The following is a 22,836-nucleotide window of genomic DNA, read 5'->3' as shown; positions in this document are numbered from 1 at the left end:
TGATTACACCATCCGTACAGGCATTGAGCAATCCTTAACAGGGGCGTTCCTGTCTATGGCTCTGATAGGTTTAACCGAACAGTCATAACCGCCTGACTAAATCAAAACGGGTGATGAATAAGAGGCAATATATAAATGTCAATTACCCTTTAATTTATTATCGCTCTGTTCAAAGATAAAATTATCTTAATCACATCTGAAGTTCTATTTCATTAATGCGACAGCGTGATATATTAAGATGACTTAAATATCTTTTTAAGTCGTTAACCAAAAGGATTGTAAATGGTTAGCTTTAATCTATAGTTATCAACAATATGTCATACTCGCACACACGGCACAGTCAGGATGAAACATGGCAAACCTTTACGATCTTAAAAAGTTCGATCTTAACCTGTTAGTTATTTTTGAATGCATTTATCAACATCTTAGCATCAGTAAAGCAGCGGAAATGCTTTATATCACCCCTTCCGCGGTAAGCCAGTCGCTTCAGCGCCTGCGTGGACAACTGAACGATCCGCTGTTTATTCGTTCCGGTAAAGGCATCACCCCGACGACCGTTGGCATCAATCTGCACCAGCATCTTGAGAAAAACCTCAACCAGATAGAGCAAACCATCAACCTGATGCACGATGCCGACATCAAAAAGAAGTTTGTGATTTATTGCTCACAGATGGTCTCTCCGGGCTACCTTTATGAACCCATCCGGCTGCTGATGTCTCAGGAAAATTACGAGGTAGAACAACGCGATATGCTCGTTTCGGCAGAGTCTGCGGAGGATTTACTGGCCTACCGCAAAGCCGACCTGATCTTTACCGTTTCGCCGGTCAACAGCCGCGCCGTAGTGTGCTCTCACTTCGTGACGATTCCGTCTGTGCTGTTTTGTCGCCAGGATCATTCGCGCCTTGACGGCGAGGTCACGCTGGACCAGCTAAAGCAGGAGAAATTTACCTTCTACCAGAGCACTAATCCGGGTATTAAGGAGCTTCAGGGCCGTGCAGCAGACATTTATCCTGACAGAAATATCGCCTTTCGCACGGATTCCATGAGCTCGTTTGTGTCTATGGTCAGCATGTCGGACCTGTTAGGGTATATCCCGCTTTCTATTTTTGAAACGTATAAATCATCGCTCGGGTTAAAACGGCTTTTACCGCCGTTTGAATTACCGGAAGTACCTATTTATATGCTGTACAACCGCTCATCGCTAAACAGTACCGTTTTTGCAACATTCATTGAAAAAATGCATAAGCTGGCGCATTAACCGTATCAATATAATGAACCACCGCCGCCCGTGAGCAGGCGCACGATATAGCAATGATGACTTGTGAATACAGACAGATAATACCATTATTGGCGTTCAATAATGTAAAAAGTCTTCAATACGCAGGACGCGATTCATCATGTCTCTCTATAAATTACCGCTTCAGGAAAATGTTCTGGAGGCGTCTACCGAACGCATAAACTGGACGCTTCAGAACCTGACGCGGGTCTGCGTCTCTTTTTCTGGCGGAAAAGATTCAACGGTTATGCTCCACCTTGTCGCGCAGCAGGCGCGGCGCTTAAAGCGAAAAATCGACGTGCTTTTTCTGGACTGGGAAGCACAGTTTTCAAGCACTATCGAGCACATCGAAAACATGCGTGTGCTGTATCAGGACGTTATCCATCACTTCTGGTGGGTGGCTCTGCCAATCACCACGCAAAATGCGCTGTCCCAGTTTCAGCCCGAATGGCAGTGCTGGGAGCCGGGCACCCGCTGGGTTCGCCTGCCGCCTGAAGATGCCATTACCGACCCACAATACTTCGCTTTTTATCAGCAGGGGATGACCTTCGAAGCCTTCGTCCGGGACTTTGCCGAATGGTATGCGCGAAGGCGCCCCGCCGCAGTGATGGTGGGCATCCGCGCCGATGAATCCTACAACCGCTTCCTGGCTATCGCCTCCGCCCGCAAGCAGCGCTTTTCCGATGACAAACCCTGGACAACCGTCGCGCCGGGCGGGCATGCCTGGTATATCTACCCTCTCTACGACTGGAAAACCGCCGACATCTGGACCTGGTTTGCCAAATCCGGCTGTCCCTATAACCCCCTCTACGACCTGATGTACCAGGCTGGCGTGCCGCCGCGCTATATGCGCATCTGTGAGCCCTTTGGCCCCGAGCAGCGCCAGGGGTTATGGCTCTATCACGTTGTGGAGCCCGATCGCTGGGCCGCCATGTGCGAACGCGTGAGCGGCGTGCGCAGCGGCGGAATTTACGCCGGGCACGATAACCACTTTTACGGCCACAGGAAGATCCTCAAGCCCGACCACCTGAGCTGGCGCCAATACGCCATGCTGTTGCTCGACAGCATGCCGCAATCGACCGCTGAACATTACCGCAATAAGGTCGCGGTGTACCTGCACTGGTATCAGAAGCGCGGGATGGCGGATATCCCCGAAACGCAGGAGGGCGATATTGGCGCGAAGGATATCCCCTCATGGCGGCGGATATGCAAGGTTCTGCTGAATAACGATTACTGGTGTCGGGCGCTCTCGTTTAGCCCAAACAAACCCAGGCACTATCAGCGCTACAGCGAACGAATGAAATCAAAACGCAAGGAGTGGGGAATTTTATGCAACAACGAATAATCAGCGAGATGGAAGCGTACCTTCAGACGTTAAGCGATGAGAAAAGAATTGACGCTATCAATGCGTTTCGCCAGGCCATGCATCAGCTCAGCCCGTTTCGCGATCAGCCCGTCGACTGCGTGCTGTGGATCAGGCAGGACGACATCAGCGCCAACGATTACAACCCCAATAACGTGGCGCCACCGGAAAAACGGCTGCTCAGCAAATCGCTGGAACTGGACGGCTTTACCCAGCCCATCGTGGTGACCGAAAGCGAGCCGGCGCACTATGAAATTGTCGACGGATTCCATCGCCACGAAATCGGCAAAAGCAGAGCCGCGCTGAAGCGCCAGCTCAGGGGCTATCTGCCCGTCACCTGCCTGCGCAAAGATCGCCAGCAAAAGCTTGACCGGATGGCGGCCACCATTCGCCATAACCGGGCCCGCGGCCGTCACCAGATTAACGCCATGTCCGACATTGTGCGGGAACTGGCCCAGCTAGGCTGGAACGACGAAAAAATCGGTAAGGAGCTGGGGATGGACGGCGACGAGGTGCTGCGCCTGAAGCAGATCAACGGCCTGCTGGAGCTGTTTGCAGACCGTCGCTATTCCGAAGCCTGGACGGTGAAATAGTCAGAGCGTCGCCAGACGCTCCGCCGCCGCCAGCAGCGTCGATTCCTGCTTCGCAAAGCACAGGCGAATCAGCTTGTGCGGGAAGGGATCGGCGCAGAACACCGACAGCGGAATGGCCGCCACGCCCACCTCTTTCGTCAGCCACCGGCAAAAGCTGACGTCGTCCAGATCGGATATCGCGCTGTAGTCCGCCAGCAGGAAGTAGGTCCCTTCGCAGGGCAGGATTTCCAGGCGGCTTTTGCTGAGCGCGGCCACGAACAGATCCCGACGCGCGCGGTAAAAATCCGGCAGCTCGCGATAGTGCTGCGGTTCGCTGCGCAGCATGTCCGCCAGCGCCAGCTGGGCGGGCGTGTTGACCGCAAAGGTCAGGTACTGGTGTACCTTGCGCAGCTCCGCGCTGATGGCCGCCGGGGCCACGCAGTACCCCACTTTCCAGCCGGTCATATGGTAGGTCTTCCCGAATGACGACACCGCAACCGCGCGCTCGCGCAGCTGCGGATGGGCCAGCACGCTGGCATGCCCTTCCGCCGCAAAGCAGATGTGTTCGTAGACTTCATCGCTCAGGACGTAAATTTCCCGCTCAGCGATGGCCTGCCACAGCGCGGCAAAATCGGCCTGTTGCCAGACCGTCGCCGACGGATTGTGCGGAGTATTCAGGATCACCAGACGGGTTTTATCACTCAGCAGCGCGGCGAATGCCTGCCAGTCAGGACGAAAGTGCGGCGGCTGGAGCGCCACGCGCTTCACCACGCCACCAGAGAGTTCAACCGCAGGTGCATAGCTGTCGTAGCTCGGGTCAAAGCAAATCACTTCATCCCCCGCGCGCACCAGCGCGGTGATGGCCGCATAGAGCGCTTCGGTCGCCCCTGCGGTCACCGTGATATCGCTGTTCGCATCGGGCTGATAGCCATACAGCGCCACCGTTTTGTCGGCAATGGCTTCCCGCAGCGCCTGCACGCCGGTCATCGGCGCATACTGATTCGCCCCCTGCGCCACGTGGTGCGCCAGACGTTCCTGCAAATATTTCGGACCGTCAAAATCGGGGAACCCCTGCGAGAGGTTAATGGCGTTGTGCTGCTGCGCCAGGGCGCTCATCTGCGTAAAGATGGTGGTACCGAGGTTAGGAAGTTTACTCTGCGGGATCAATGCGTTATTGCTCATGTTGTCGTGCCTGCTTGTAATACTTATGTTGCTGCCACTATAACACGATGTTAATCTTTGGCAATCAAGACGCTTAGACGTCTAAACCATATCAATATTCCTGGTCGAGGGGTAAAAGGAAATGACAGACAACCTGCTGCTCACACACCTGGTCGACGCCTGCCGCTGGATAGGCGCCAAAGGCTGGGCACCTGCCACCGGCGGCAATATGTCGGTGCGTCAGGACGAGCACCTCTGCTGGCTCAGCGAGTCCGGCAAGGACAAAGGCAGCCTGACCACCGACGATTTTCTACAGGTTGAGATCGCCACCAACCGCGCGCCGTCTGGCCGAAAACCCTCGGCAGAGACCGGTTTGCACACCCTCATCTATCGCCTGTTCCCGGAAGCCAACGCCGTCCTGCACGTTCACACCGTTAATGCCACGGTGCTGTCGCGTCTGGTCAAAGAAGCGGAGCTGAATATCAGCGGTTTCGAGATGCAGAAATCCCTCGCCGGACAGACCACGCATCTGGATACCGTCGCCATCCCGGTGTTTGATAACGACCAGGACATCGACGCCCTCGCCTCGCGCATCGCCCATTACGCCCAGGAGCGTCCGCTTAATTATGGTTTTCTTCTGCGCGGTCATGGCTTAACCTGCTGGGGACGTGACGTGGCCGAAGCCCGCCGTCATCTGGAAGGATTAGAATTTCTATTTGAATGCGAAATGCGTTTACGACAACTGGAGAGAATATGATTCGCGCAATTGTGACGGATATTGAAGGGACCACCAGCGATATCCGTTTTGTCCATGATGTTTTGTTCCCCTATGCGCGTGAGCGGCTGGCGGCCTTCGTGACCGCACAGCAGTACGCCGAGCCGGTCAAATCGATTCTGGACAACCTGCGCGATGAAATCAGCGATCCGCATGCCGGCGTCAGCGAGCTTATCAACGTGCTGTTTAGCTTTATGGATGAAGACCGCAAATCAACGGCGCTTAAAGCCCTGCAAGGGATCATCTGGCAGGAGGGCTACATCAATGGTGACTTTACCGGCCATCTCTACCCTGACGTTCTGCCGGCGCTGGAAAAATGGAAGGCGCAAGGAATTGATCTCTATGTTTATTCCTCAGGCTCCGTTGCTGCGCAGAAACTGTTATTTGGCTACAGCGACGAAGGTGATATTACTCATCTGTTCAGCGGCTATTTTGATACGCACATCGGCGCCAAGCGCGAAGTGCAGTCTTACCAGAACATAGCGGCGCAAACGGGCATCGCCCCGTCGCAGATCCTGTTCCTGTCGGATGTTCATCAGGAGCTGGACGCGGCTGAACAGGCGGGTTTTCGCACCCTGCAACTGATTCGCGGTGAAGATGACGGCGCGAGCCATCACCATCAGATCCACCAGTTTGACGAGATTAATCCGGAGCAGATCCCTTCATGAGCGCATTGACCATTTATTCCGATAAAGACGCAAGTCAACACCTGTGGCACAGCACCGACGCCGCCGAGATCGCTCAACAGCTGAACGCTAAGGGCGTGCGCTTTGAGCGCTGGGCGGCAGATCGTGATTTAGGGCAGGATCCTGCGCCCGAAGCCGTGATCGAAGCGTATCAACATGCGATCGACAAGCTGGTGGCGGAGAAAGGCTACCAGAGCTGGGATGTCATCAGCCTGCGCGCCGACAATCCGCAGAAAGAGGCGCTGCGTGCGAAGTTTCTCAACGAGCACACCCACGGCGAAGACGAAGTGCGCTTCTTCGTGGAAGGTGCGGGGCTGTTTTGCCTGCACATTGGCGATGAGGTGTACCAGGTACTGTGCGAGAAAAACGACCTGATTTCCGTGCCCGCGGGCACGCCGCACTGGTTTGATATGGGCTCAGAGCCGAACTTTACGGCAATCCGTATTTTCGACAATCCGGAGGGATGGGTGGCGCAGTTTACCGGGGATACGATTGCGGATGCGTATCCACGCCTGGCATAGGTATTCGCCTTGCTCCCTCTCCCCGTGGGAGAGGGCCGGGGTGAGGGCATCAGCGTACACCGCCCCTTCATCTGCCTCACCAGTCGGGCGCCCCTTCAGGCAAGCTATTCTCAGGCAAATTTCCCTGCCGCCACCTCATCCGGCCTGACCACGCCCGTGTCCAGCACCCAGCCGCTAATCAGCGAGGCAGGGGTGACGTCAAACGCCGGGTTATAGACCTGCGCGTCTTCCGGCGCCCACTGCACCGCGCCAAAGCTTCCGGCAACGCCCGTCACTTCGCTGGAGGCGCGCTGCTCGATGGGGATCGCATCCCCGTTCGGGCAGGCCGGGTCGAGCGTCGTTTGCGGGGCAGCGACGTAAAACGGAATGCCGTGGAATTTCGCCAGCACCGCCAGTGAATAAGTGCCGATTTTATTCGCCACGTCACCGTTAGCGGCGATACGGTCTGCCCCCACCCACACGGCATCGACCTGCCCTTTCGCCATCAGGCTGGCGGCCATGGAGTCGGTAATCAGCTGATACGGCACGCCCAGCTCGCCCAGCTCCCATGCGGTCAGCCTGCCGCCCTGCAACAGCGGACGGGTTTCATCCACCCACACGTTGCTGACGTTGCCTTCCTGATGCGCGCGGGCAATCACCCCCAGCGCCGTACCGACGCCCGCGGTTGCCAGCCCGCCGGTGTTGCAGTGGGTCAGCAGACGGCTACCGGGCTTCACCAGCGCGCTGCCCGCTTTTGCAATCGCATCGCAGAGCTGCCGGTCTTCGTCAATCAGGCGCAGCGCCTCAGCCACCAGCGCCGGAACGAAATCCTCCTCCCACAGCGCAAGCTTCATGCGGTCGAGGTTATTCATCAGGTTTACCGCCGTCGGGCGTGCGGCGCGAAGCGTGTCCAGCGCCGCCGTCAGCGCGTCGCGGCTTTTGCCGTTTTCCGCCAGCAGCGCCAGCAGTAGGCTTGCAGAGAGACCAATCAGCGGCGCGCCGCGCACCCGCAGAGCGTGAATATGCCCGACCAGCGCCTCTACCGTTGAGGCATCCAGCCAGCGTTTCTCCTGCGGAAGCGCCTGCTGGTCGAGAATAAAGAGCTGATTATCCGCCACCCGCAGGCTGGTCGTCTGTAATGTCTGCATGTCGTTAATTCCCTGTTGCGTTGTTGTAGCACATTGTGTCAGGATGAAATCCAGATGTATAGACGTCTACATGTCTTAATTAGTTAACTCGTGAGGAGCAGGCCATGTCGCAATACCGTACCTTTACCGCTCAGGACGCCGTGGAGTATGCCAGGCAGTTTGGCGGGCTTGACGATCCGTCATCGCTGGTAGAGGCGCAGGAAGTGGGCGACGGCAACCTCAATCTGGTTTTTAAAATTTACGACAGCGCGGGCGTCAGCCGCATCATCGTCAAGCAGGCGCTGCCCTACGTGCGCTGCGTCGGGGAGTCCTGGCCGCTGACGCTGGATCGCGCTCGTCTCGAGGCGCAAACCCTGGTCGAGCATCACAGGCATAGCCCGCAGCACACCGTAAAAATCCACCACTATGACCCGGAACTGGCGGTGATGGTGATGGAAGATCTCTCCAGCCATCGCATCTGGCGCGGCGAGCTGATCAACAATGTTTACTACCCGCAGGCGGCGCGGCAGCTGGGTGAATATCTCGCTCACACCTTATTCCACACCAGCGATTTCTACCTGCACCCGCACGAGAAAAAAGCGCAGGTGGCGAAGTTCATCAACCCGGAGATGTGCGAGATCACTGAAGATCTGTTTTTTAACGATCCGTACCAGGTTCATGAGCGCAATAACTACCCTGCCGAGCTGGAAAATGACGTCGCCGCCCTGCGCGACGACGCCCCGCTAAAAATTGCCGTGGCCTCCCTGAAGCACCGCTTTTTCTCGCATGCCGAAGCGCTGCTGCACGGGGATATTCACAGCGGCTCGATTTTTGTGGCCGACGGCAGCCTGAAGGCCATCGACGCCGAGTTCGGCTACTTTGGCCCGATAGGCTTTGACGTCGGCACCGCCATCGGCAACCTGCTGCTCAACTTCTGCGGCCTGCCGGGCCATCTGGGCATTCGTGATGCCGCCGCCGCGCGCGAGCAGCGCCTGACCGATATTCAGGAACTGTGGAACAGCTTCGCGGAACGCTTCCAGACGCTGGCAAACGAGAAAGCCCGCGACGCCGCGCTCAGCGCGCCGGGCTATGCCTCCGCGTTCCTGAAAAAAGTCTGGCACGATGCCATCGGCTTTTGCGGTACCGAATTAATTCGCCGCAGCGTCGGGCTTTCTCACGTCGCGGATATCGACAGCATCCAGGACGAGGCGATGCGCCACGAATGCCTGCGCCACGCCATTACGCTTGGTAAAGCACTGATTCTGATTGCCGACCGCATCGACAGCGCGGAAGCGCTGGTAGCAAGGGTGCGGCAGTACAGTTGAGTGCCGTTTGTTTGCCGGGTGGCGGCTGCGCCTTACCCGGCCTACATTTCGCACACGGCAAAAACTCACCCCAGATACTCAATCACCGACAGCCCGCCGTTATAGTCCGTGCTGTAAATAATCCCCTGCGCGTCCACAAACACGTCACAGGACTGGATCACCTGCGGGCGATTTGGCCGCGTGTCCATCATTCTCTCCGGCGCGGCGGGCACCAGCGCCCCGGTTTCCACTGGCCGATACGGGTTGGAAATGTCATACGCGCGCACGCCCGCGTTCTGATACGTCGCGAAAATCAGCGTTGAGCTGACGAAGCTTCCGGGCCGGTTCTCATGCAGGTTGTGCGGGCCGAAATGCGCCCCTTTTGCCACGTAGTCGGTTTCATTCGGCTGCGGAAAGGTCGAGATGCTCGCCGGGTTGGACGGCTCGCGGATATCAAACAGCCAGATCAGCTTCTCGCCGTCCTGCTGGTTATCCAGCACCGCTTCGTCCAGCACCACCAGCAGATCGCGGTCCGGCAGCGGCAGCGCGGTGTGCGTCCCGCCGCCAAACGGCGGGCTCCAGTTGCGGTGGCTAATAAGCTTAGGCTGGGTACGGTCCTTCACGTCCAGCAGCGTTAAGCCGCCGTCGCGCCAGCTGCCGTACGCCGTATCGCCGGCGATAATCGCGTGGTGCAGCGCGTAGCGCTTGCCCTCCGGCCAGTTGGGCTGTTCCCCTGCGGCCTGGTTCATCCCCGGCAGCCACCAGCGCCCTGCCACCTCGGGCTTGCGCGGGTCCGCCAGGTCAATGGTCAGGAAAATGTAGTCGGTAAAGCCGTCGATCAGCGCTGACACGTACGCCCAGCGGCCACCCACGTACCAGATGCGGTGTATGCCGATACCGCTCAGCGACAGAAAGCCAATTTCGCGTGGCGCGTCCGGTGTGGAGATATCAAAAACGCGAAGCCCGGCGCTCCATCCTTTATCCTGCACGTCGCTGACGGTCTCTCCTACCTGACGGGTGTAGTAGACCTTCTCGTCGGCAAAGCGGGCATCGGCAAACAGATCCCGGGCGTTAATCACCAGCAGCAGGTCGTCATGCGCCTGGAGGTGCACGTTCCAGGTACCCGGCGGCGCGGGCACGTAGCCCGCGGCTTTCGGGTTTTTCGGGTCGCGCACGTCAACAATGGAAAAGCCCTGCGACACCATATGGCCGATATACGCGAAGCCGCGATGCACCATCAGCTGCACGCCGTCCGGTCGGCCGCCCTGGTCGCTATGGCCGATCAGCCGCATATTGCGGCTGTATTCGGGGGTGGGTAATTGAGACACCTTGAGCTCCTTATGCCCGGTGGCGCTGCGCTTACCGGGCCTACGGGTGCAAAATGTAGGCCGGGTAAGGCGCAGCCGCCACCCGGCTTGGTTTACTTATTTTTTAGCGGCAAGCGTCGCAAACCACGGCGCGATAAAATCGTCCGTCTGGCCCCAGCCCGGAATGATTTTGCCCAGCGACGCCACGTTCACCGCCCCCGGCTGCGCGGTCAGCAGCGCCTGCGGGATCGCGGCGGCTTTGAAGTCGTAGGTGGCAGGCGTGGCTTCCCCGGCAATCTTGTTGGCGATCAGGCGCACGTTGGTCGCGCCAATCAGCTTCGGATCCACCGCCACGCTCACTGCCCACGGGCTACCCGGCTCGCGCATCAGCTGTAAGTCCTGGTTGGAGATATCAATGCTGTAGAGCTTGATCTCGGTGCGGCCATTCTCCTTCAGCGCCTTATACGCCCCCTGGCTGAAGGCGTCCCAGGTGCCCCAGATCGCGTCGATTTTGCCTTTCGGGTATTTCGCCAGGATCGCCCCCACCTTGTTGGCGGTATCGCCCTGCACGTCAGAGGAAACGGCGCCGATGGACTCCAGCTCTTTAATCTCCGGGTACTGCTTTTGCAGTTCTTTATAGGCTGCCTGACGGCGCTCCATCGGCGGGAAGCCCGCCACCCACAGCTTGACGATGTTGGCCTTGCCGTTGAAATCTTTCGCCAGCTGGCCGAAGGAGAGATTCGTCAGGGAGGCATCGTCCTGCTGGGTAACGGTCACGCCCGGGATCTCGCCGTTAACGGCGGTATCAAATACGGCGACCTTGATCCCGGCATCCACCGCCTTCTTCACCAGCGCGGTGGAGTACGGATCGCGGCCCTGCGACAGGATGATCCCGTCATATTTCTGGCTGATGGCCTGGTTAACAAAGTCCTGAAATTTGGCGTCGTCACCGTTGCTCAAAAAGGTGCTGACCTTAAAGCCGAGCTTTTTCCCTTCCTGAATGGCCCCGGCAACAAACTGCGTGGTGTTGTCGTCCGAGCCGAGGTTACGGATCACCGCGATGCGGATCGGGCCGTCATGACTGGCAATGGAAGCCGGAACCGGCGCGGGCGTGGCCGCAAATCCCGGCAGAGAAGTGAGTAACCCCAGTGCCACCAAAGAGAGCGCAATCTTTTTCATTTATTATCCCGTTGTGTTGTCAGCGTTTTTGTATGTAGGTAATCGCCAGCGCTACCGCGAGCACCAGCCCTTTTATTATGTCCATGGCGTAATACGGCACGGAGAGCATCACCAGCCCGTTCGACAGTACGCCGAGGATCACCGCTCCCACCAGCGTGCCCAGCGCGTTCGGCTTGCCGGACCCGGCCAGCGAGAAGCCAATCCACGCCGCTGCCACCGCATCCATCAGATAGCCGCCGCCCGCATTGACCTGCGACGATCCGATGCGCGAGGCCAGCAGAATGCCGCCCAGCCCCGCCAGCAGCGAGGCAATCACGTAGGCCGCCACCTTGTAGCGCGTGGTGCGAATGCCCGAGAGGCGCGCCGCTTCCGGGTTGCCGCCAATGGCGTACATCCGGCGTCCATGGGTGGTCAGCGACAGCCCCAGCTGCGCCAGCAGCGTCACCGCCAGCATGATGATGACAATGGTCGGCACCTGCCCCAGCAGGCCAAACGCCGCCGGAATGGTCCCTTCCGCCATGTCGCCGCTCGGCAGCACCATGTTCTCGGTAATCGATCCGCCGTAGCTGTAGGTCATCGCCACGCCCTGGATCACAAACAGGCTGGCGAGCGTGGCGAGCATGTCAGGAATGCGCAGGATGACGATCAGGAAAGCGTTAAACAGGCCGACCAGCGTGCAGAGCGCAAGGGTGATCACAATCGACTCGGTAGTGCCGAAGCCGTGCCAGACGAAAAGCGAAATCACCAGCGCGTTCGCCAGCGACGCCGTGGAGCCCACGGAAAGATCGAACCCGCCGACGGTCAGGGAAATCGACACGCCAACGGCAATCACCGTCACGATGGCAATCGAGCGCAGAATATTGATGATGTTGTTCGGGTCGAGGAAGCTGTCCGACGCCAGGCCAAAGACGGCCACCAGCGCGACGACGGTGAGCAACATGCCCCATTTATAGAGAAAATCAAAAAGTTGCTGACGGCCAGACGCCGCCGCGGTCACTGAAAGGGCCTTGCTCACGACGCCGTTCCTCCGGTTGAATAATAAAGTAGTGTCTCTTCACGAGCCTCGGCCCCGGCGATTTCCGCCACGATGCGCCCGTCCCACAGCACGCAGATGCGGTCGCACAGCCCTACCAGCTCGGCGAACTCGCCGGAGGCGTAAATCACCCCTTTGCCCTCGCGCGCCAGGCCGTCAATCAGCTGGAACAGATCGGTTTTGGCCTTCACGTCCACGCCTTTGGTCGGCTCGTCGAAAATCAACACGCTGGCGTCATTACGCAACCATTTGCCAATGGCAACCTTCTGCTGGTTACCGCCGGACAGACGGCGCAGCACCTGCCCCGGTCCCCGAGCGCGCACACCGATGCGGGCAATGACCTCTTCCGCCCAGCGCCACGCCTGACGATGACCAAACAGACTCCAGCGCGAGAAGCTGTTATCGGCGCTCACGGCAAGGTTCATGCTTACCGTCTCGTCGATAAAAATACCCTCCTTGCGCCGCTCCTCCGGCACCAGCGCCAGGCCGCGCAGCACCGAGTCTGCCGGATCGCGCGGTTTCCAGGCCTGATGGTTCAGCTCGCCGCGCGCCACGCGGCTTTTGCTGGCGCCAAACAGCGCCTTGCAGAGTTCGGTTTTCCCCGCCCCCGCCAGCCCGGCAATGCCGAGGATTTCGCCTTTGCGCAGGTGCAGGGAGATGTCTTTCAACAGGACATCGTCGTGAAGCCCGTCGATGCGCAGCAGCGTCTCGTCGCCGTGCGGCGGTCGCGCGGGCGGGTAGATATCGCTCAGCTCGTGGCCCAGCATCTTCTCAACAATCTCTTCACCGCTGAGATCGGCCATCGGGCCGGACTCAATCAGCTTGCCGTCGCGCAGCACCGTCAGGGTGTCGCAGATGGCCTTCAGCTCGTGAATACGGTGGGAGATAAACACCACGCCGATGCCCTGCTCTTTTAAACGTCTCACCACCGCAAACAGACGCTCGCTTTCGTGCGCGTCCAGCGGCGCGGTGGGCTCATCAAGGATCAAAAATCGGCAATGGTGCGACAGCGCCCGCGCCAGCAAAATCTGCTGCTTTTCGGCAAGGGTGCAGCTGTCGATGGAACGGCGAACGACCAGCGAAACACCCAGCTGCGCCAGCGCCTGCCGCGCCTGCTGGCGAACGGCGCGCCAGCTGTAGTGATGTCCCGGCTGCGCCAGCTGGTCGAGCATAATGTTCTCCGCAATGCTCAGCCCGGGGATCAGCGCCACGTCCACCTCCTGCTGCACCAGATGGATACCCAGCCGTTTGGCGTCCAGCGGCTCGCGGATACATACCGGTTGGTTGTTGATGCAGATTTCGCCTTCATAACGATCGTGCGTCCCGCACAGTACCGCCATCAGCGTCGATTTCCCCGCGCCGTTGGCCCCGGTCAGCGCATGCACCGACCCGCCGTTCAGGGTAAAGTCCACGCGCGACAGCGCCTGAAAGCCGGAAAAGGCCAGGCTGATACCGCGCATCTCAAGGCGACTGGAAACCATCCGCGTAAATCCTTCATAACTCTTCTGATTTAGCAAATTTTTCACAGCTCCGGTTGACTGACAACGACGGAAAAGGCATAAGATAAAGCGAAATATTATTAGCCATCCGGATGTCCAGACATAACATCGGGTTAGCGCTTGCTAAAATAAGGACAACTTCATGAGCAACACCGATATTCGCGTCGTGCCCGGCCCGGCGAACTACTTCTCTCACCCGGGAAGCCTTGCGCGCCTGGATGATTTCTTTACCCCGGAACAGCTTTCCCGAGCGGTGTGGATCTACGGCGAGCGGGCGATTGAGGGCGCGCGCTCTTATCTGCCGCAGAGTTTTACCGCGCCGGGGGCAAAACAGCTGCTGTTTAAGGGCCATTGCAGCGAGCGTGACGTCACCCGTCTGGTGAACGAAGCGGGAAGCGAAGCCAGCGTGGTGATTGGCATCGGCGGCGGCGCGGTAATGGATACCGTCAAGGCCGTGGCGCGTCGTCTGGGCGTGCCGTTCGTGGGCATTCCCACCATCGCCGCCACCTGCGCAGCGTGGACGCCGCTCTCCGTCTGGTACAACGATGCCGGTCAGGCGCTACAGTTTGAGATTTTTGACGACGCTAACTTTCTGGTGCTGGTGGAGCCGCGGATCATTCTGAACGCCCCGGCAGAGTATTTGCTGGCGGGCATCGGCGATACGCTGGCGAAGTGGTACGAAGCGGCGGTGCTCGCTCCTGAACCTGAGATCCTGCCGCTCACCGTGCGTCTCGGCCTGAACGGTGCGCTGGCGATCCGCGACGTGCTGCTGGAGCGCAGCGAAGAGGCGCTTGCCGACCAGCAGCGCGGCGAACAAACGCAGGCGTTCCGGGACGTGGTGGATGCCATTATTGCCGGCGGCGGTATGGTTGGCGGTTTGGGGGAGCGCTATACCCGCGTGGCGGCGGCGCACGCGGTGCATAACGGCTTAACCGTGCTGCCGCAGACGGAAAAATACCTGCACGGCACTAAGGTGGCCTACGGCATTCTGGTGCAGAGTGCCCTGCTCGGCCAGGACGACGTGCTGGCGCAGCTGGTGGCGGCGTACCAGCGCTTTAATCTGCCGACCCGGCTTCGCGAGCTGGACGTCGACATCAATAACCGCGACGAGCTGGATAGGGTCATCGCCCACACCCTGCGCCCGGTGGAGTCGATTCACTATTTACCCATTACGTTAACGCCTGAGGTTCTGCGCGCCGCGTTTGTGAAGGTGGAATCCTTCAGCCGTTAATCGCGCCGACGGGCTATACCTAATGATGATTCTCACCACTCTCGTAACGAGGTCATCATGCAGATCGATTTAACAGGTAAAAAGGCGCTGGTTACCGGTGCCAGTCGTGGGCTGGGCCGGGCGATTGCGCTGTCGCTGGCGCGAGCCGGTGCTGATGTGGTTATCACCTACGAAAAATCCGCCGATAAAGCCCAGGCGGTCGTCGATGAGATTAAGGCGCTGGGGCGGCACGGCGAGGCCATTCAGGCGGACAGCGCCAGCGCGCAGGCGATTCAGGATGCGGTCACGCAGGCGGCACGCTCCCTTGGCGGACTGGATATTCTGGTCAATAACGCCGGCATTGCGCGCGGCGGCCCGCTGGAGTCCATGACCCTGGCGGACATCGATGCCCTCATCAACGTCAACATCCGCGGCGTGGTGATCGCCATTCAGGAAGCGCTGGTGCACATGTCCGACGGCGGGCGCATTATCAACATCGGCAGCTGCCTGGCGAACCGCGTGGCGCAGCCGGGGATTGCGGTCTACTCAATGACCAAATCTGCTCTTAACTCCCTGACCCGCGGTCTGGCCCGCGATCTTGGCCCACGCGGCATTACCGTGAACCTGGTGCACCCCGGCCCGACCAACAGCGATATGAACCCGGAAGACGGGGAACAGGCTGACTCACAGCGTCAGCTTATTGCCCTGGGCCATTACGGCCAGCCGGAAGACGTCGCGGCAGCGGTCACCTTCCTCGCCAGCCCGGCTGCGGGGCAAATATCCGGCACCGGTCTGGACGTCGACGGTGGTTTGAACGCCTGATCGCAATTTTTCTGCAAGCCTCTGTCGTTCGGCAGAGGCCTTCTCGAGCGCTCTCGACGGTTCACGTTTTGCCGCTTTCTCCCGCTTTTTCTCCGCTCTACAGTACCCCATAAGAAATTCGGAATTTATCTAATAGACTTATTATTTCCTTATGTTTTGTGTGGGCGTACAGTGGAGGTACGGATGAAGATTGTGTGGTCCAATGGTGCAAAAAAGGCATTTTCCAGAATTGACGAGCGGTATCAGCGTCGCATTGAGGTAAAGCTTACTGAACTGGATGACCGCTCGGCTCCCCGGCCCGATATCAAAAAAATATCGGCGACAGAAGATCATTTCCGGCTTCGCGTAGGCGATTACCGCATCGTCTATACGCTTCGGGACGATCCTGATACCCATTGTTATGTTTTGGCCGTTAAGCGCAGAACATCAACAACTTACCTGCACGAGGAGAAAGCCACCTATGGCTGTTCAGCTAATTAAGGACGATAAAGGGAAAACACAGTTCGTGGTCATGCCCTATCACGAATATTTTCGCATGTGCTTACAGATGGCAGAGATCGACGACGAAACCGACGACGACCTGGAGGATATTGAGGTCGAACACGATAGTCTGGATGACGTGGAATTGCCTGGGGAAGTATGCAGCATCATGACCTGGCAGAACGTCAGCCTACAGGCCGCGTGGCGCATTCTGCGCGGCATGTCCCAGCAGGAGGTGGCGGAAAAACTTGGCATCACACAGTCCGCCGTGTCACAGCTGGAAGCGCTGGACTCCCGCCCGCAAAAGCGCACCCGCGAAAAGCTGGCGGCGATCTACGGCTGTAAACAGGAGCAGATCAGCCTCTATTTACCGAAAGAGGGTTAACAGCACTTCGCCCCGCCCTTGCCGCCGTAGCGGGCGTCCTGGCGATCGCGGAAAAACTCTTCGTACGTCATTGGCGTCTGGTCCGGGTGGTTGACGCGCATATGCTCGACGTAGTTGTCGTAATCCGGCACGCCAATCATCATTTTGGCGGCCTGGCCCAGGTATTTACCTGCTTTGGAGAGGGTGTCGAACATCATTCTGGTCTCACTGGAAATGTAGGCCGGGTAAGCGCTAGCGCCACCCGGCACACGGGTTAATGCGCCCCTTTCGCCTGGGTCACAATCTCGTCCAGATTTTCAGGCATGGGCTCGTACGGCGTCTCTTTCGCCGTCGGCTTGTCGACCTTCAGCGCCGCCAGCGCAGTTTTCAGAGAATACAACGCCAGCACCACAACCACCACCATAAAGAAGATGGTCAGCCCGGCATCCAGACGGTTGTTGAACACCAGCTGCGACAGCTGGGATTCGGTGTACTGCGCCGGGATCTTACCGCTGTCGATCATCGCCTGGAACTTGTTGGCGATGGCCAGGAAGCCCACCTTGTTGTCCGGGCTGAAGGCTTTTTGCCAGCCCGCCGTCAGGGTACAGATCAGCAGCCACGCGGTTGGCACCAGCGCCACCCACGCGTAACGCTGGCGCTTCATCTTGAACAGCACCACCGCACAGAGCATCAGCGCCATGCCCGCCAGCATCTGGTTGGCGATACCGAACAGCGGCCACAGGGTGTTGATTCCGCCCAGCGGATCGACCACGCCCTGATGCAGGAAGTAGCCCCACGCCAGCACGCACAGCGCCGTCGCCAGCAGGTTAGCCGGGAGCGAATCGGTCCGCTTCAGGTTTGGCGAGATCACCCCCAGCAGATCCTGAAGCATAAAGCGCGCCGCACGCGTACCCGCATCCACCGCCGTCAGGATAAACAGCGCCTCGAACAGAATGGCGAAGTGATACCAGAACGAGACGTCCATCAGCCCGCCCAGCGCGCCGTGCAGGATGTAGGCCATGCCCACCGCCAGCGTCGGCGCCCCGCCCGCGCGGGAGATAATTGACTGCTCGCCCACCTCATTGGCGATATGCGTCAGCGTTTCCGGGGTAATGGCAAAGCCCCAGCCGCTCACCACCTGCGCGGCAGAGGCGACCACGTCAACGGTGCCGGCCGGGGCCAGCACCGCCATCGGGCTGTTCATCGCGAAGTACACGCCCGGATCGATAATGCAGGCGGAGACCAGCGCCATAATCGCCACGAAGGACTCCATCAGCATGCCGCCGTAGCCAATCAGGCAGGCCTGATTCTCGTTGGCCAGCATCTTCGGCGTGGTCCCGGAGGCAATCAGGGCATGGAAGCCGGACACCGCGCCGCAGGCGATGGTGATAAACAGGAACGGGAACAGGTTGCCGGTCCAGACCGGGCCGGTGCCGTCGATGAACTTGGTTAGCGCAGGCATGGTCAGGGTCGGGCGCATAATCAGAATGCCGATGGCCAGCCCGACGATGGTGCCGATTTTCAGGAAGGTTGAGAGGTAATCGCGCGGGGCCAGCAGCAGCCACACCGGCAGCACCGCCGCCACAAAGCCGTAGCCCACCAGCATCCAGGTCAGCTGCACGCCGGTAAAGTCGAAGAACGGTGCCCAGGTCGGGCTTTCCGCCACCCAGCCGCCGGAGATAATCGCGAACACCAGGAATACCAGGCCAATGACCGAGACTTCCCCGATGCGGCCCGGGCGCAGGTAGCGAATGTAGATCCCCATGAATAGCGCCAGCGGAATGGTAAAGGCGACGGTGTAGGTGCCCCACGGGCTATGGGTCAGCGCTTTCACCACGATCATCGCCAGCACCGCGAGGATGATCACCATGATCATAAACGTCGCCACCAGCGCGATGACCCCGGCGGTCGCGCCCATCTCCTCTTTCACCAGCTCGCCCAGCGAACGACCGTCGCGACGGGTGGAGACGAACAGCACCATAAAGTCCTGCACCGCGCCCGCCAGCACCACCCCCGCGAGGATCCAGATCATCCCCGGCAGATAGCCCATCTGCGCCGCCAGCACCGGCCCCACCAGCGGGCCTGCACCGGCAATCGCCGCGAAATGGTGACCGAACAGCACTTTTTTATCGGTCGGCACGTAGTCCAGACCATCGTTGTGGCGAACGGCAGGCGTCATGCGCGTGCCGTCTACGCCCAGTACCGTCTTTGCGATGTAGCGGCCATAAAAACGGTACGCGATGAGATAAATGCAGACGGAGGCGACGACGATCCAGAGCGCATTGATCTGCTCCCCCCGATTGAGGGCGATATAGCCCAGGGCAAAGGCTCCCACAACGGAGAGCGCCGCCCACGTAAGGTATTTCCCTGAGTTGTTCATAGCTGTTATCCGTTGTTGTGAAACAGTGAGATGTTACATTTTGTTTCTAGAACAACGGATAAAATTTAACAACTTTGAAACGCAATAATGCGTGGTCAAACCAGAGATTTACACTACAGTGTTAAGCCGATCACTTTCAGCTGAATGACTTACCCCAGCACCATCGTGCTCAACCGACAGGTACAGCACCGCCGCCCCTGCTCGTCGAATACCACGATCTCCCAGCTCTGGCTGGAACGTCCCAGATGCAGCGGCTGACACACGCCGCGTACCTTGCCCTGCGACACCGCGCGGTGGTGCGTGGCGTTCAGCTCCGTGCCCACCACGTTCTGCCCGTCGCGGGTCATCAGAAAACCGGCCATTGAACCCAGCGTTTCCGCCAGCGCGGCCGAGGCGCCGCCGTGCAGCAGGCCAAACGGCTGATGGGTGCGCACATCTACCGGCATCTCCGCTTCCAGCGTGTCGTCCCCGAGGCGGGTATAGACGATGCCCAGGTGCGCCACCATCGTGTTCTGGCTGGTGGCGTTCAGTGCGTCGAGGGATAAATGACGTTTCCAGATCATTACGCCCCCAGCGTGGAGCCGCCGTCCACCACGATATCCTGCAAGGTAATATGGCTGGCGGCATCGGACGCAAGGAACAGCACGGTCGCGGCAATCTCCTGCGGACGAGCAATTTTGCCCAGCGGAATGCCGAGCTTGAACTGCTCGCCAAAGCCGCGAATGCGCTGCTGCTCCGCGTCGTCGCTTTTCCACAGGGTGCGCTGCATGTCGGTATCCGTGGAGCCCGGCGACACCAGATTACAGCGCACGCCGCTGCCCGCCAGCTCCAGCCCGACGGTCAGCGCCAGGCTTTTCAGCGCCGCCTTCGACGCGCCGTAGGCACTCATGCCGATGCGCGGGGTGTGCGCCGCGTCGGAGGCCACGGTCACTATCGCCCCGCCCTGTTGACGGCGGAACTGGCCCATCGTCTGCTGAAACAGGTTAAACGCGCCGCCGACGTTAACCGCGAAGGTCTGCTGCCAGTCCTCCAGCGAGAGCTCGTCCGTCGCGCCCATGCGCAGAATGCCCGCCGCGTTAACCAGCACGTCGAGGCGCTCAAGGGTGCCGAGTAAGCGTCCGCAGACATCGCCCACCTGCGCCGCGTCCGCCACGTCCAGCGTTTCGGTGGCAAACGGATAATCGTCCTGTGGGAAGGCCAGATCGAACCCGGTCACCCGCGCGCCCGCCTCCACAAAGGCCAGCGCGGTCGCAAAGCCAATACCTTTACCCGCGCCCGTTACCCAAACCGTTTTACCGGTAAAATCGAACCCGGCCATCACTTCACCTCACGGGAGAGCAGCGCCCACCAGGCGTCGAGGGTCGGATTTTTCGCCAGCATCACGAAGTCGATGTCGCCGTGCACCTTCCGCCAGCGCGCGGCCAGCCCCATCATGCGCACTGAATCCAGACCGTAGTCGATCAGGTTTTCGTCATCCATCGGCTCGTCGGACTCGTCCAGCAGCGGCAGGATCAGCTCACGCAGCGCGGCTTTCGTTGCCGGAACGGACGGCAGCAGCTCGTCGGTCATCACCACGCGGCCAGAACGTCCTGCCACGTATTTCAGCGACATCAGGTGCTCGTCACGGGTGAAGTCCGCCAGCGCATCGGCGATAAAGAACGGCTTGATGTCGCGCATAAAGGCGTCGGTGGCGGTGGTCATGCAGCCGATGTGGGCATACACGCCGGTAATCAGCAGCTGGTTGCGGCCGGTCTCTTTCAGCATCTGCTCCAGCGGCGAGCGGTGAAATGCGCTGTAGCGCCACTTCACCAGCACGGTGTCCGCTTCGTCCGGCGTCAGTTCAGCCACGATGCGCTGCTGCTCCGGCGAGCGGGTCAGGCCCGGCCCCCACATGTCGTTCAGCAGGGCACGGTCTTCATCGCTCTGCTCTTTCGGCTGCGCGGTGTAGTACACCGGGATATTGTGTTCTTTGCAGTACGCGCGCAGTTTTGCGATGTTCGCCACTACCTGCTGCATCATGTCGCTATTTTCGCCCCAGAAGTTAAGGAAATACTCCTGCATATCGTGGATCAGCAGCGCGGCGCGCTCCGGCTCAAACGCCCAGTTCACCTTGTTGGTCGGCAGCTCTGCGGCGGTTGGCAGCGCGTAAGCGGTTAATTTTGGAATGGCCATTCTCTGTTCCTCAGCCCCGGGCGCGTTCAGCAAGCCACAGGCGCAACTGTTTCTTATCAACTTTGCCGACCGGCGTGAGCGGAAGCGCATCCACGCTCTCCACGCGGTCCGGCAGCTTAAATTCGGCAACGCCCTGCTCGCGCAGGAAGCGACGCACCTCAACCGCGCGCAGGGGCTGTTTCACCACCAGATACGCACAGCTTTTTTCGCCCAGCAGGCTGTCCTCCATGCTCACCAGCGCGGCGTGGATCACCGCTTCGTGGCGCAGCAGCAGGTTTTCAATCTCTTCGGCGGCAATCTTTTCGCCACCGCGGTTAATCTGATCTTTCTCGCGCCCCTGCACGGTGATGTAGCCCTGCTCGTCGATGGCGATCAGATCGCCGGAGCAGTAAAAACCGTTGGCATCAAAGGCGCTGGCGTTGTGCTCCGGGCTGTTGAAATAGCCGCGGAAGGTGTACGGGCCGCGCGTCATCAAACGTCCGACTTCCCCGCGCGGGAGCGGATTGCCGTCCTCGTCCGCCACCCACACCTCGTCGTCCGGACACATTGGGCGGCCCTGGGTGTTGATGATGCGTTCCGGCGCATCGTCGAGGGCGGTGTAGTTCACCAGCCCCTCCGCCATGCCAAACACCTGTTGCAGCTGGCAGCCGATTTCCGCCGGGATACGCGCTGCGAGCGTGGCGGAGAGCCGTGCGCCGCCTACCTGGAGCAGCTTCAGCGACGCAAGCTGGGCGTTGCCCGCCCCTTCAGCAATCGCCTGCAACCACAGGCTGACCGCCGGCGGTACCAGCGAGGTCACGTTAACCTGATGCTGTTCAATCAGCGGGAAGCAGAGCGTGGCGCTCGGATCGTTCGCCAGCACCACGCAGCCGCCCGCCGTGAACACGCCTAACGATCCTGGCGAGCTCATGGCGTAGTTGTGCGCTGCGGGAAGCGCGTTCAGATAGCGGGTCTGCGCAGTGATACCGCAGATTTCGTTGCTGCGACGGATGCTGTAGTCGTAGTCGTTATGCGTACGCGGGATCAGCTTCGGCGTGCCGGTGCTGCCGCCGGAGAGCTGGAAGAACGCCACTTCGTCGGCGGGCGTCGGGTTAGGGATAAAATTATCCGCCTGACGGGCAATCGCCGCTTCCAGCGCGCGATCGCCCCGATCGCCACGCAGCAGTACCCCGCGCACCGAGCGATGCTCGTCGATAAACGTATTGAGAAATTCGTCGCCCGCGAAAAGGGCGTGGTGGCGATCGGCAATCAGTACGGCGGGTTTGATCTGCACCGCGTAGGCGTTCAGTTCGCTGCGTTGATGGCTAAAGAGCGCGTTGACCGGCGCGACGCCAATTTGCAGCAGCGCAAAGAAAGTGATGTAAAACTCGGCCACGTTGCCGAGCTGCACCAGCGCGGTCTCACCGCGATGCAGCCCCTGCGCCTGAAGGGCAGACGCCAGATTCGTCACCGCCTCATTAAACGCGCGGTAGGTGATGTGGCGATCGCCGTCGATAATCGCGACCGCATCGCTTTGCGCATGGTCCGTCAGGATGTGGGTCAGCGGCAGATCCTGCCAGTAGCCTTTTTCACGGTAGCGGCGGGCAAAATCCTCAGGCCAGCGGGTAAAAGGGATGGTCATGGGTA

Annotated in this window: 23 protein-coding genes; 11 read left to right on the top strand and 12 right to left on the bottom strand. The window is 59.5% G+C overall.

The features are described from left to right. Window positions 1-352 precede the first annotated feature (352 nt). The 3 genes from INF58_RS09390 (at window position 353) to INF58_RS09380 (ending at window position 3,232) form a co-directional block, all read left to right on the top strand. Window positions 353-1,258 carry a LysR substrate-binding domain-containing protein gene (locus tag INF58_RS09390; protein ID WP_193527572.1) on the top strand — a complete coding sequence of 302 codons (906 nt, stop codon included), beginning with the start codon at window positions 353-355 and terminating at the stop codon, window positions 1,256-1,258. 139 nt (window positions 1,259-1,397) lie between these two features. Continuing rightward, complete coding sequence (locus tag INF58_RS09385) at window positions 1,398-2,621, top strand: phosphoadenosine phosphosulfate reductase (protein ID WP_193527571.1); 1,224 nt, start codon at window positions 1,398-1,400, stop codon at window positions 2,619-2,621. Then, window positions 2,606-3,232, top strand: a complete 627-nt coding sequence (locus INF58_RS09380; RefSeq protein ID WP_063866066.1) for a ParB/RepB/Spo0J family partition protein — start codon at window positions 2,606-2,608, stop codon at window positions 3,230-3,232. The genes INF58_RS09385 and INF58_RS09380 overlap by 16 nt, the downstream gene beginning before the upstream one ends. On the opposite strand, the gene INF58_RS09375 is transcribed toward INF58_RS09380, so the two are convergent. After that, on the bottom strand, window positions 3,233-4,393 hold the full coding sequence (locus INF58_RS09375; RefSeq protein ID WP_193527570.1) for a pyridoxal phosphate-dependent aminotransferase: 1,161 nt from the start codon (window positions 4,391-4,393) through the stop codon (window positions 3,233-3,235). Between the two features lie 121 nt (window positions 4,394-4,514). Here INF58_RS09375 and INF58_RS09370 point away from each other — a divergent pair, with 121 nt between their 5' ends. Genes INF58_RS09370 through INF58_RS09360 form a run of 3 tightly spaced genes read left to right on the top strand, consistent with a single transcriptional unit; the run spans window position 4,515 to window position 6,354 of the window. Continuing rightward, window positions 4,515-5,129 (top strand): methylthioribulose 1-phosphate dehydratase, encoded by a 615-nt coding sequence (locus tag INF58_RS09370; RefSeq protein ID WP_193033275.1) that lies wholly within the window; start codon window positions 4,515-4,517, stop codon window positions 5,127-5,129. Further along, window positions 5,126-5,815: an acireductone synthase gene (gene mtnC / locus INF58_RS09365; RefSeq protein WP_112792627.1), complete on the top strand. Its 690-nt coding sequence runs from the start codon at window positions 5,126-5,128 to the stop codon at window positions 5,813-5,815. Before INF58_RS09370 ends, mtnC begins: the two co-directional genes overlap by 4 nt. Then, the gene (locus INF58_RS09360) at window positions 5,812-6,354 is read left to right on the top strand and encodes an acireductone dioxygenase (RefSeq protein ID WP_193036200.1); all 543 of its coding nucleotides are present in this window, start codon (window positions 5,812-5,814) and stop codon (window positions 6,352-6,354) included. Before mtnC ends, INF58_RS09360 begins: the two co-directional genes overlap by 4 nt. 110 nt (window positions 6,355-6,464) lie before the next feature. Here the strand turns inward: INF58_RS09360 and mtnA are convergent, their stop codons facing one another. Next, window positions 6,465-7,481 carry an S-methyl-5-thioribose-1-phosphate isomerase gene (gene mtnA / locus INF58_RS09355; RefSeq protein WP_193527569.1) on the bottom strand — a complete coding sequence of 339 codons (1,017 nt, stop codon included), beginning with the start codon at window positions 7,479-7,481 and terminating at the stop codon, window positions 6,465-6,467. A 104-nt stretch (window positions 7,482-7,585) separates the two neighbouring features. Between mtnA and mtnK the strand changes: the two genes are divergently transcribed. Further along, complete coding sequence (mtnK, locus tag INF58_RS09350; protein ID WP_193527568.1) at window positions 7,586-8,785, top strand: S-methyl-5-thioribose kinase; 1,200 nt, start codon at window positions 7,586-7,588, stop codon at window positions 8,783-8,785. A gap of 65 nt (window positions 8,786-8,850) precedes the next feature. Here mtnK and INF58_RS09345 read toward each other — a convergent pair whose 3' ends face one another. From INF58_RS09345 to INF58_RS09330, 4 genes are all read right to left on the bottom strand, one after another. Further along, entirely contained in the window at window positions 8,851-10,092 is a 1,242-nt protein-coding gene (locus tag INF58_RS09345; protein WP_193527567.1) for an LVIVD repeat-containing protein, read from the bottom strand. Window positions 10,093-10,188: 96 nt separating this feature from the next. After that, on the bottom strand, window positions 10,189-11,250 hold the full coding sequence (locus tag INF58_RS09340) for a sugar ABC transporter substrate-binding protein (protein ID WP_193527566.1): 1,062 nt from the start codon (window positions 11,248-11,250) through the stop codon (window positions 10,189-10,191). Between the two features lie 19 nt (window positions 11,251-11,269). Beyond that, a complete protein-coding gene (locus tag INF58_RS09335) occupies window positions 11,270-12,265 on the bottom strand; it encodes an ABC transporter permease (protein ID WP_063866052.1) in 996 nt (331 codons plus the stop codon). After that, window positions 12,262-13,764, bottom strand: coding sequence for a sugar ABC transporter ATP-binding protein (locus tag INF58_RS09330; RefSeq protein WP_193527565.1), 1,503 nt, complete (start codon window positions 13,762-13,764; stop codon window positions 12,262-12,264). The genes INF58_RS09335 and INF58_RS09330 overlap by 4 nt, the downstream gene beginning before the upstream one ends. Before the next feature lie 160 nt (window positions 13,765-13,924). Here INF58_RS09330 and INF58_RS09325 point away from each other — a divergent pair, with 160 nt between their 5' ends. From INF58_RS09325 to INF58_RS09310, 4 genes are all read left to right on the top strand, one after another. Continuing rightward, complete coding sequence (locus INF58_RS09325) at window positions 13,925-15,013, top strand: oxidoreductase (RefSeq protein ID WP_193527564.1); 1,089 nt, start codon at window positions 13,925-13,927, stop codon at window positions 15,011-15,013. Between the two features lie 57 nt (window positions 15,014-15,070). After that, on the top strand, window positions 15,071-15,814 hold the full coding sequence (locus tag INF58_RS09320) for an SDR family NAD(P)-dependent oxidoreductase (RefSeq protein WP_112792634.1): 744 nt from the start codon (window positions 15,071-15,073) through the stop codon (window positions 15,812-15,814). 183 nt (window positions 15,815-15,997) lie between these two features. Then, window positions 15,998-16,294 (top strand): type II toxin-antitoxin system RelE/ParE family toxin, encoded by a 297-nt coding sequence (locus tag INF58_RS09315; protein WP_193527563.1) that lies wholly within the window; start codon window positions 15,998-16,000, stop codon window positions 16,292-16,294. Beyond that, on the top strand, window positions 16,275-16,679 hold the full coding sequence (locus tag INF58_RS09310; RefSeq protein ID WP_193527562.1) for a helix-turn-helix domain-containing protein: 405 nt from the start codon (window positions 16,275-16,277) through the stop codon (window positions 16,677-16,679). The genes INF58_RS09315 and INF58_RS09310 overlap by 20 nt, the downstream gene beginning before the upstream one ends. Here INF58_RS09310 and INF58_RS09305 read toward each other — a convergent pair. The 6 genes from INF58_RS09305 to entE form a co-directional block, all read right to left on the bottom strand. Continuing rightward, a complete protein-coding gene (locus tag INF58_RS09305) occupies window positions 16,676-16,873 on the bottom strand; it encodes a YbdD/YjiX family protein (RefSeq protein ID WP_006809671.1) in 198 nt (65 codons plus the stop codon). The two genes, INF58_RS09310 and INF58_RS09305, sit on opposite strands and share 4 nt — an antisense overlap. Window positions 16,874-16,932: 59 nt before the next feature. After that, window positions 16,933-19,038, bottom strand: a complete 2,106-nt coding sequence (gene cstA, locus INF58_RS09300) for a pyruvate/proton symporter CstA (RefSeq protein ID WP_193527561.1) — start codon at window positions 19,036-19,038, stop codon at window positions 16,933-16,935. A 149-nt stretch (window positions 19,039-19,187) separates the two neighbouring features. Beyond that, on the bottom strand, window positions 19,188-19,601 hold the full coding sequence (entH, locus tag INF58_RS09295; protein ID WP_193527560.1) for a proofreading thioesterase EntH: 414 nt from the start codon (window positions 19,599-19,601) through the stop codon (window positions 19,188-19,190). Further along, the gene (gene entA, locus INF58_RS09290; protein ID WP_193527559.1) at window positions 19,601-20,356 is read right to left on the bottom strand and encodes a 2,3-dihydro-2,3-dihydroxybenzoate dehydrogenase EntA; all 756 of its coding nucleotides are present in this window, start codon (window positions 20,354-20,356) and stop codon (window positions 19,601-19,603) included. Before entA ends, entH begins: the two co-directional genes overlap by 1 nt. Further along, window positions 20,356-21,210: an isochorismatase gene (locus INF58_RS09285; protein WP_193527558.1), complete on the bottom strand. Its 855-nt coding sequence runs from the start codon at window positions 21,208-21,210 to the stop codon at window positions 20,356-20,358. Before INF58_RS09285 ends, entA begins: the two co-directional genes overlap by 1 nt. 10 nt (window positions 21,211-21,220) lie before the next feature. Then, a complete protein-coding gene (gene entE / locus INF58_RS09280; protein ID WP_193527557.1) occupies window positions 21,221-22,831 on the bottom strand; it encodes a (2,3-dihydroxybenzoyl)adenylate synthase EntE in 1,611 nt (536 codons plus the stop codon). Between the last annotated feature and the right edge of the window lie 5 nt (window positions 22,832-22,836).

The organism is Enterobacter cloacae complex sp. P24RS (assembly GCF_014982165.1).
In the GTDB taxonomy this organism is placed as follows: domain Bacteria; phylum Pseudomonadota; class Gammaproteobacteria; order Enterobacterales; family Enterobacteriaceae; genus Enterobacter; species Enterobacter quasihormaechei.
This window is presented reverse-complemented; position numbering and strand designations above follow the sequence as displayed.

Excerpts from the sequence above, each read along its gene's own strand:
- INF58_RS09370 (WP_193033275.1), top strand. The coding sequence starts at position 4,515 with ATGACAGACAACCTGCTGCTCACACACCTGGTCGACGCCTGCCGCTGG.
- INF58_RS09310 (WP_193527562.1), top strand. The coding sequence starts at position 16,275 with ATGGCTGTTCAGCTAATTAAGGACGATAAAGGGAAAACACAGTTCGTG.
- entH (WP_193527560.1), bottom strand. The coding sequence starts at position 19,601 with ATGATCTGGAAACGTCATTTATCCCTCGACGCACTGAACGCCACCAGC.
- INF58_RS09375 (WP_193527570.1), bottom strand. The coding sequence starts at position 4,393 with ATGAGCAATAACGCATTGATCCCGCAGAGTAAACTTCCTAACCTCGGT.
- INF58_RS09315 (WP_193527563.1), top strand. The coding sequence starts at position 15,998 with ATGAAGATTGTGTGGTCCAATGGTGCAAAAAAGGCATTTTCCAGAATT.
- INF58_RS09340 (WP_193527566.1), bottom strand. The coding sequence starts at position 11,250 with ATGAAAAAGATTGCGCTCTCTTTGGTGGCACTGGGGTTACTCACTTCT.
- INF58_RS09330 (WP_193527565.1), bottom strand. The coding sequence starts at position 13,764 with ATGGTTTCCAGTCGCCTTGAGATGCGCGGTATCAGCCTGGCCTTTTCC.
- INF58_RS09325 (WP_193527564.1), top strand. The coding sequence starts at position 13,925 with ATGAGCAACACCGATATTCGCGTCGTGCCCGGCCCGGCGAACTACTTC.
- mtnK (WP_193527568.1), top strand. The coding sequence starts at position 7,586 with ATGTCGCAATACCGTACCTTTACCGCTCAGGACGCCGTGGAGTATGCC.
- mtnA (WP_193527569.1), bottom strand. The coding sequence starts at position 7,481 with ATGCAGACATTACAGACGACCAGCCTGCGGGTGGCGGATAATCAGCTC.
- INF58_RS09360 (WP_193036200.1), top strand. The coding sequence starts at position 5,812 with ATGAGCGCATTGACCATTTATTCCGATAAAGACGCAAGTCAACACCTG.
- entA (WP_193527559.1), bottom strand. The coding sequence starts at position 20,356 with ATGGCCGGGTTCGATTTTACCGGTAAAACGGTTTGGGTAACGGGCGCG.
- INF58_RS09385 (WP_193527571.1), top strand. The coding sequence starts at position 1,398 with ATGTCTCTCTATAAATTACCGCTTCAGGAAAATGTTCTGGAGGCGTCT.
- mtnC (WP_112792627.1), top strand. The coding sequence starts at position 5,126 with ATGATTCGCGCAATTGTGACGGATATTGAAGGGACCACCAGCGATATC.
- cstA (WP_193527561.1), bottom strand. The coding sequence starts at position 19,038 with ATGAACAACTCAGGGAAATACCTTACGTGGGCGGCGCTCTCCGTTGTG.
- INF58_RS09320 (WP_112792634.1), top strand. The coding sequence starts at position 15,071 with ATGCAGATCGATTTAACAGGTAAAAAGGCGCTGGTTACCGGTGCCAGT.
- INF58_RS09380 (WP_063866066.1), top strand. The coding sequence starts at position 2,606 with ATGCAACAACGAATAATCAGCGAGATGGAAGCGTACCTTCAGACGTTA.
- INF58_RS09390 (WP_193527572.1), top strand. The coding sequence starts at position 353 with ATGGCAAACCTTTACGATCTTAAAAAGTTCGATCTTAACCTGTTAGTT.
- entE (WP_193527557.1), bottom strand. The coding sequence starts at position 22,831 with ATGACCATCCCTTTTACCCGCTGGCCTGAGGATTTTGCCCGCCGCTAC.
- INF58_RS09285 (WP_193527558.1), bottom strand. The coding sequence starts at position 21,210 with ATGGCCATTCCAAAATTAACCGCTTACGCGCTGCCAACCGCCGCAGAG.
- INF58_RS09305 (WP_006809671.1), bottom strand. The coding sequence starts at position 16,873 with ATGTTCGACACCCTCTCCAAAGCAGGTAAATACCTGGGCCAGGCCGCC.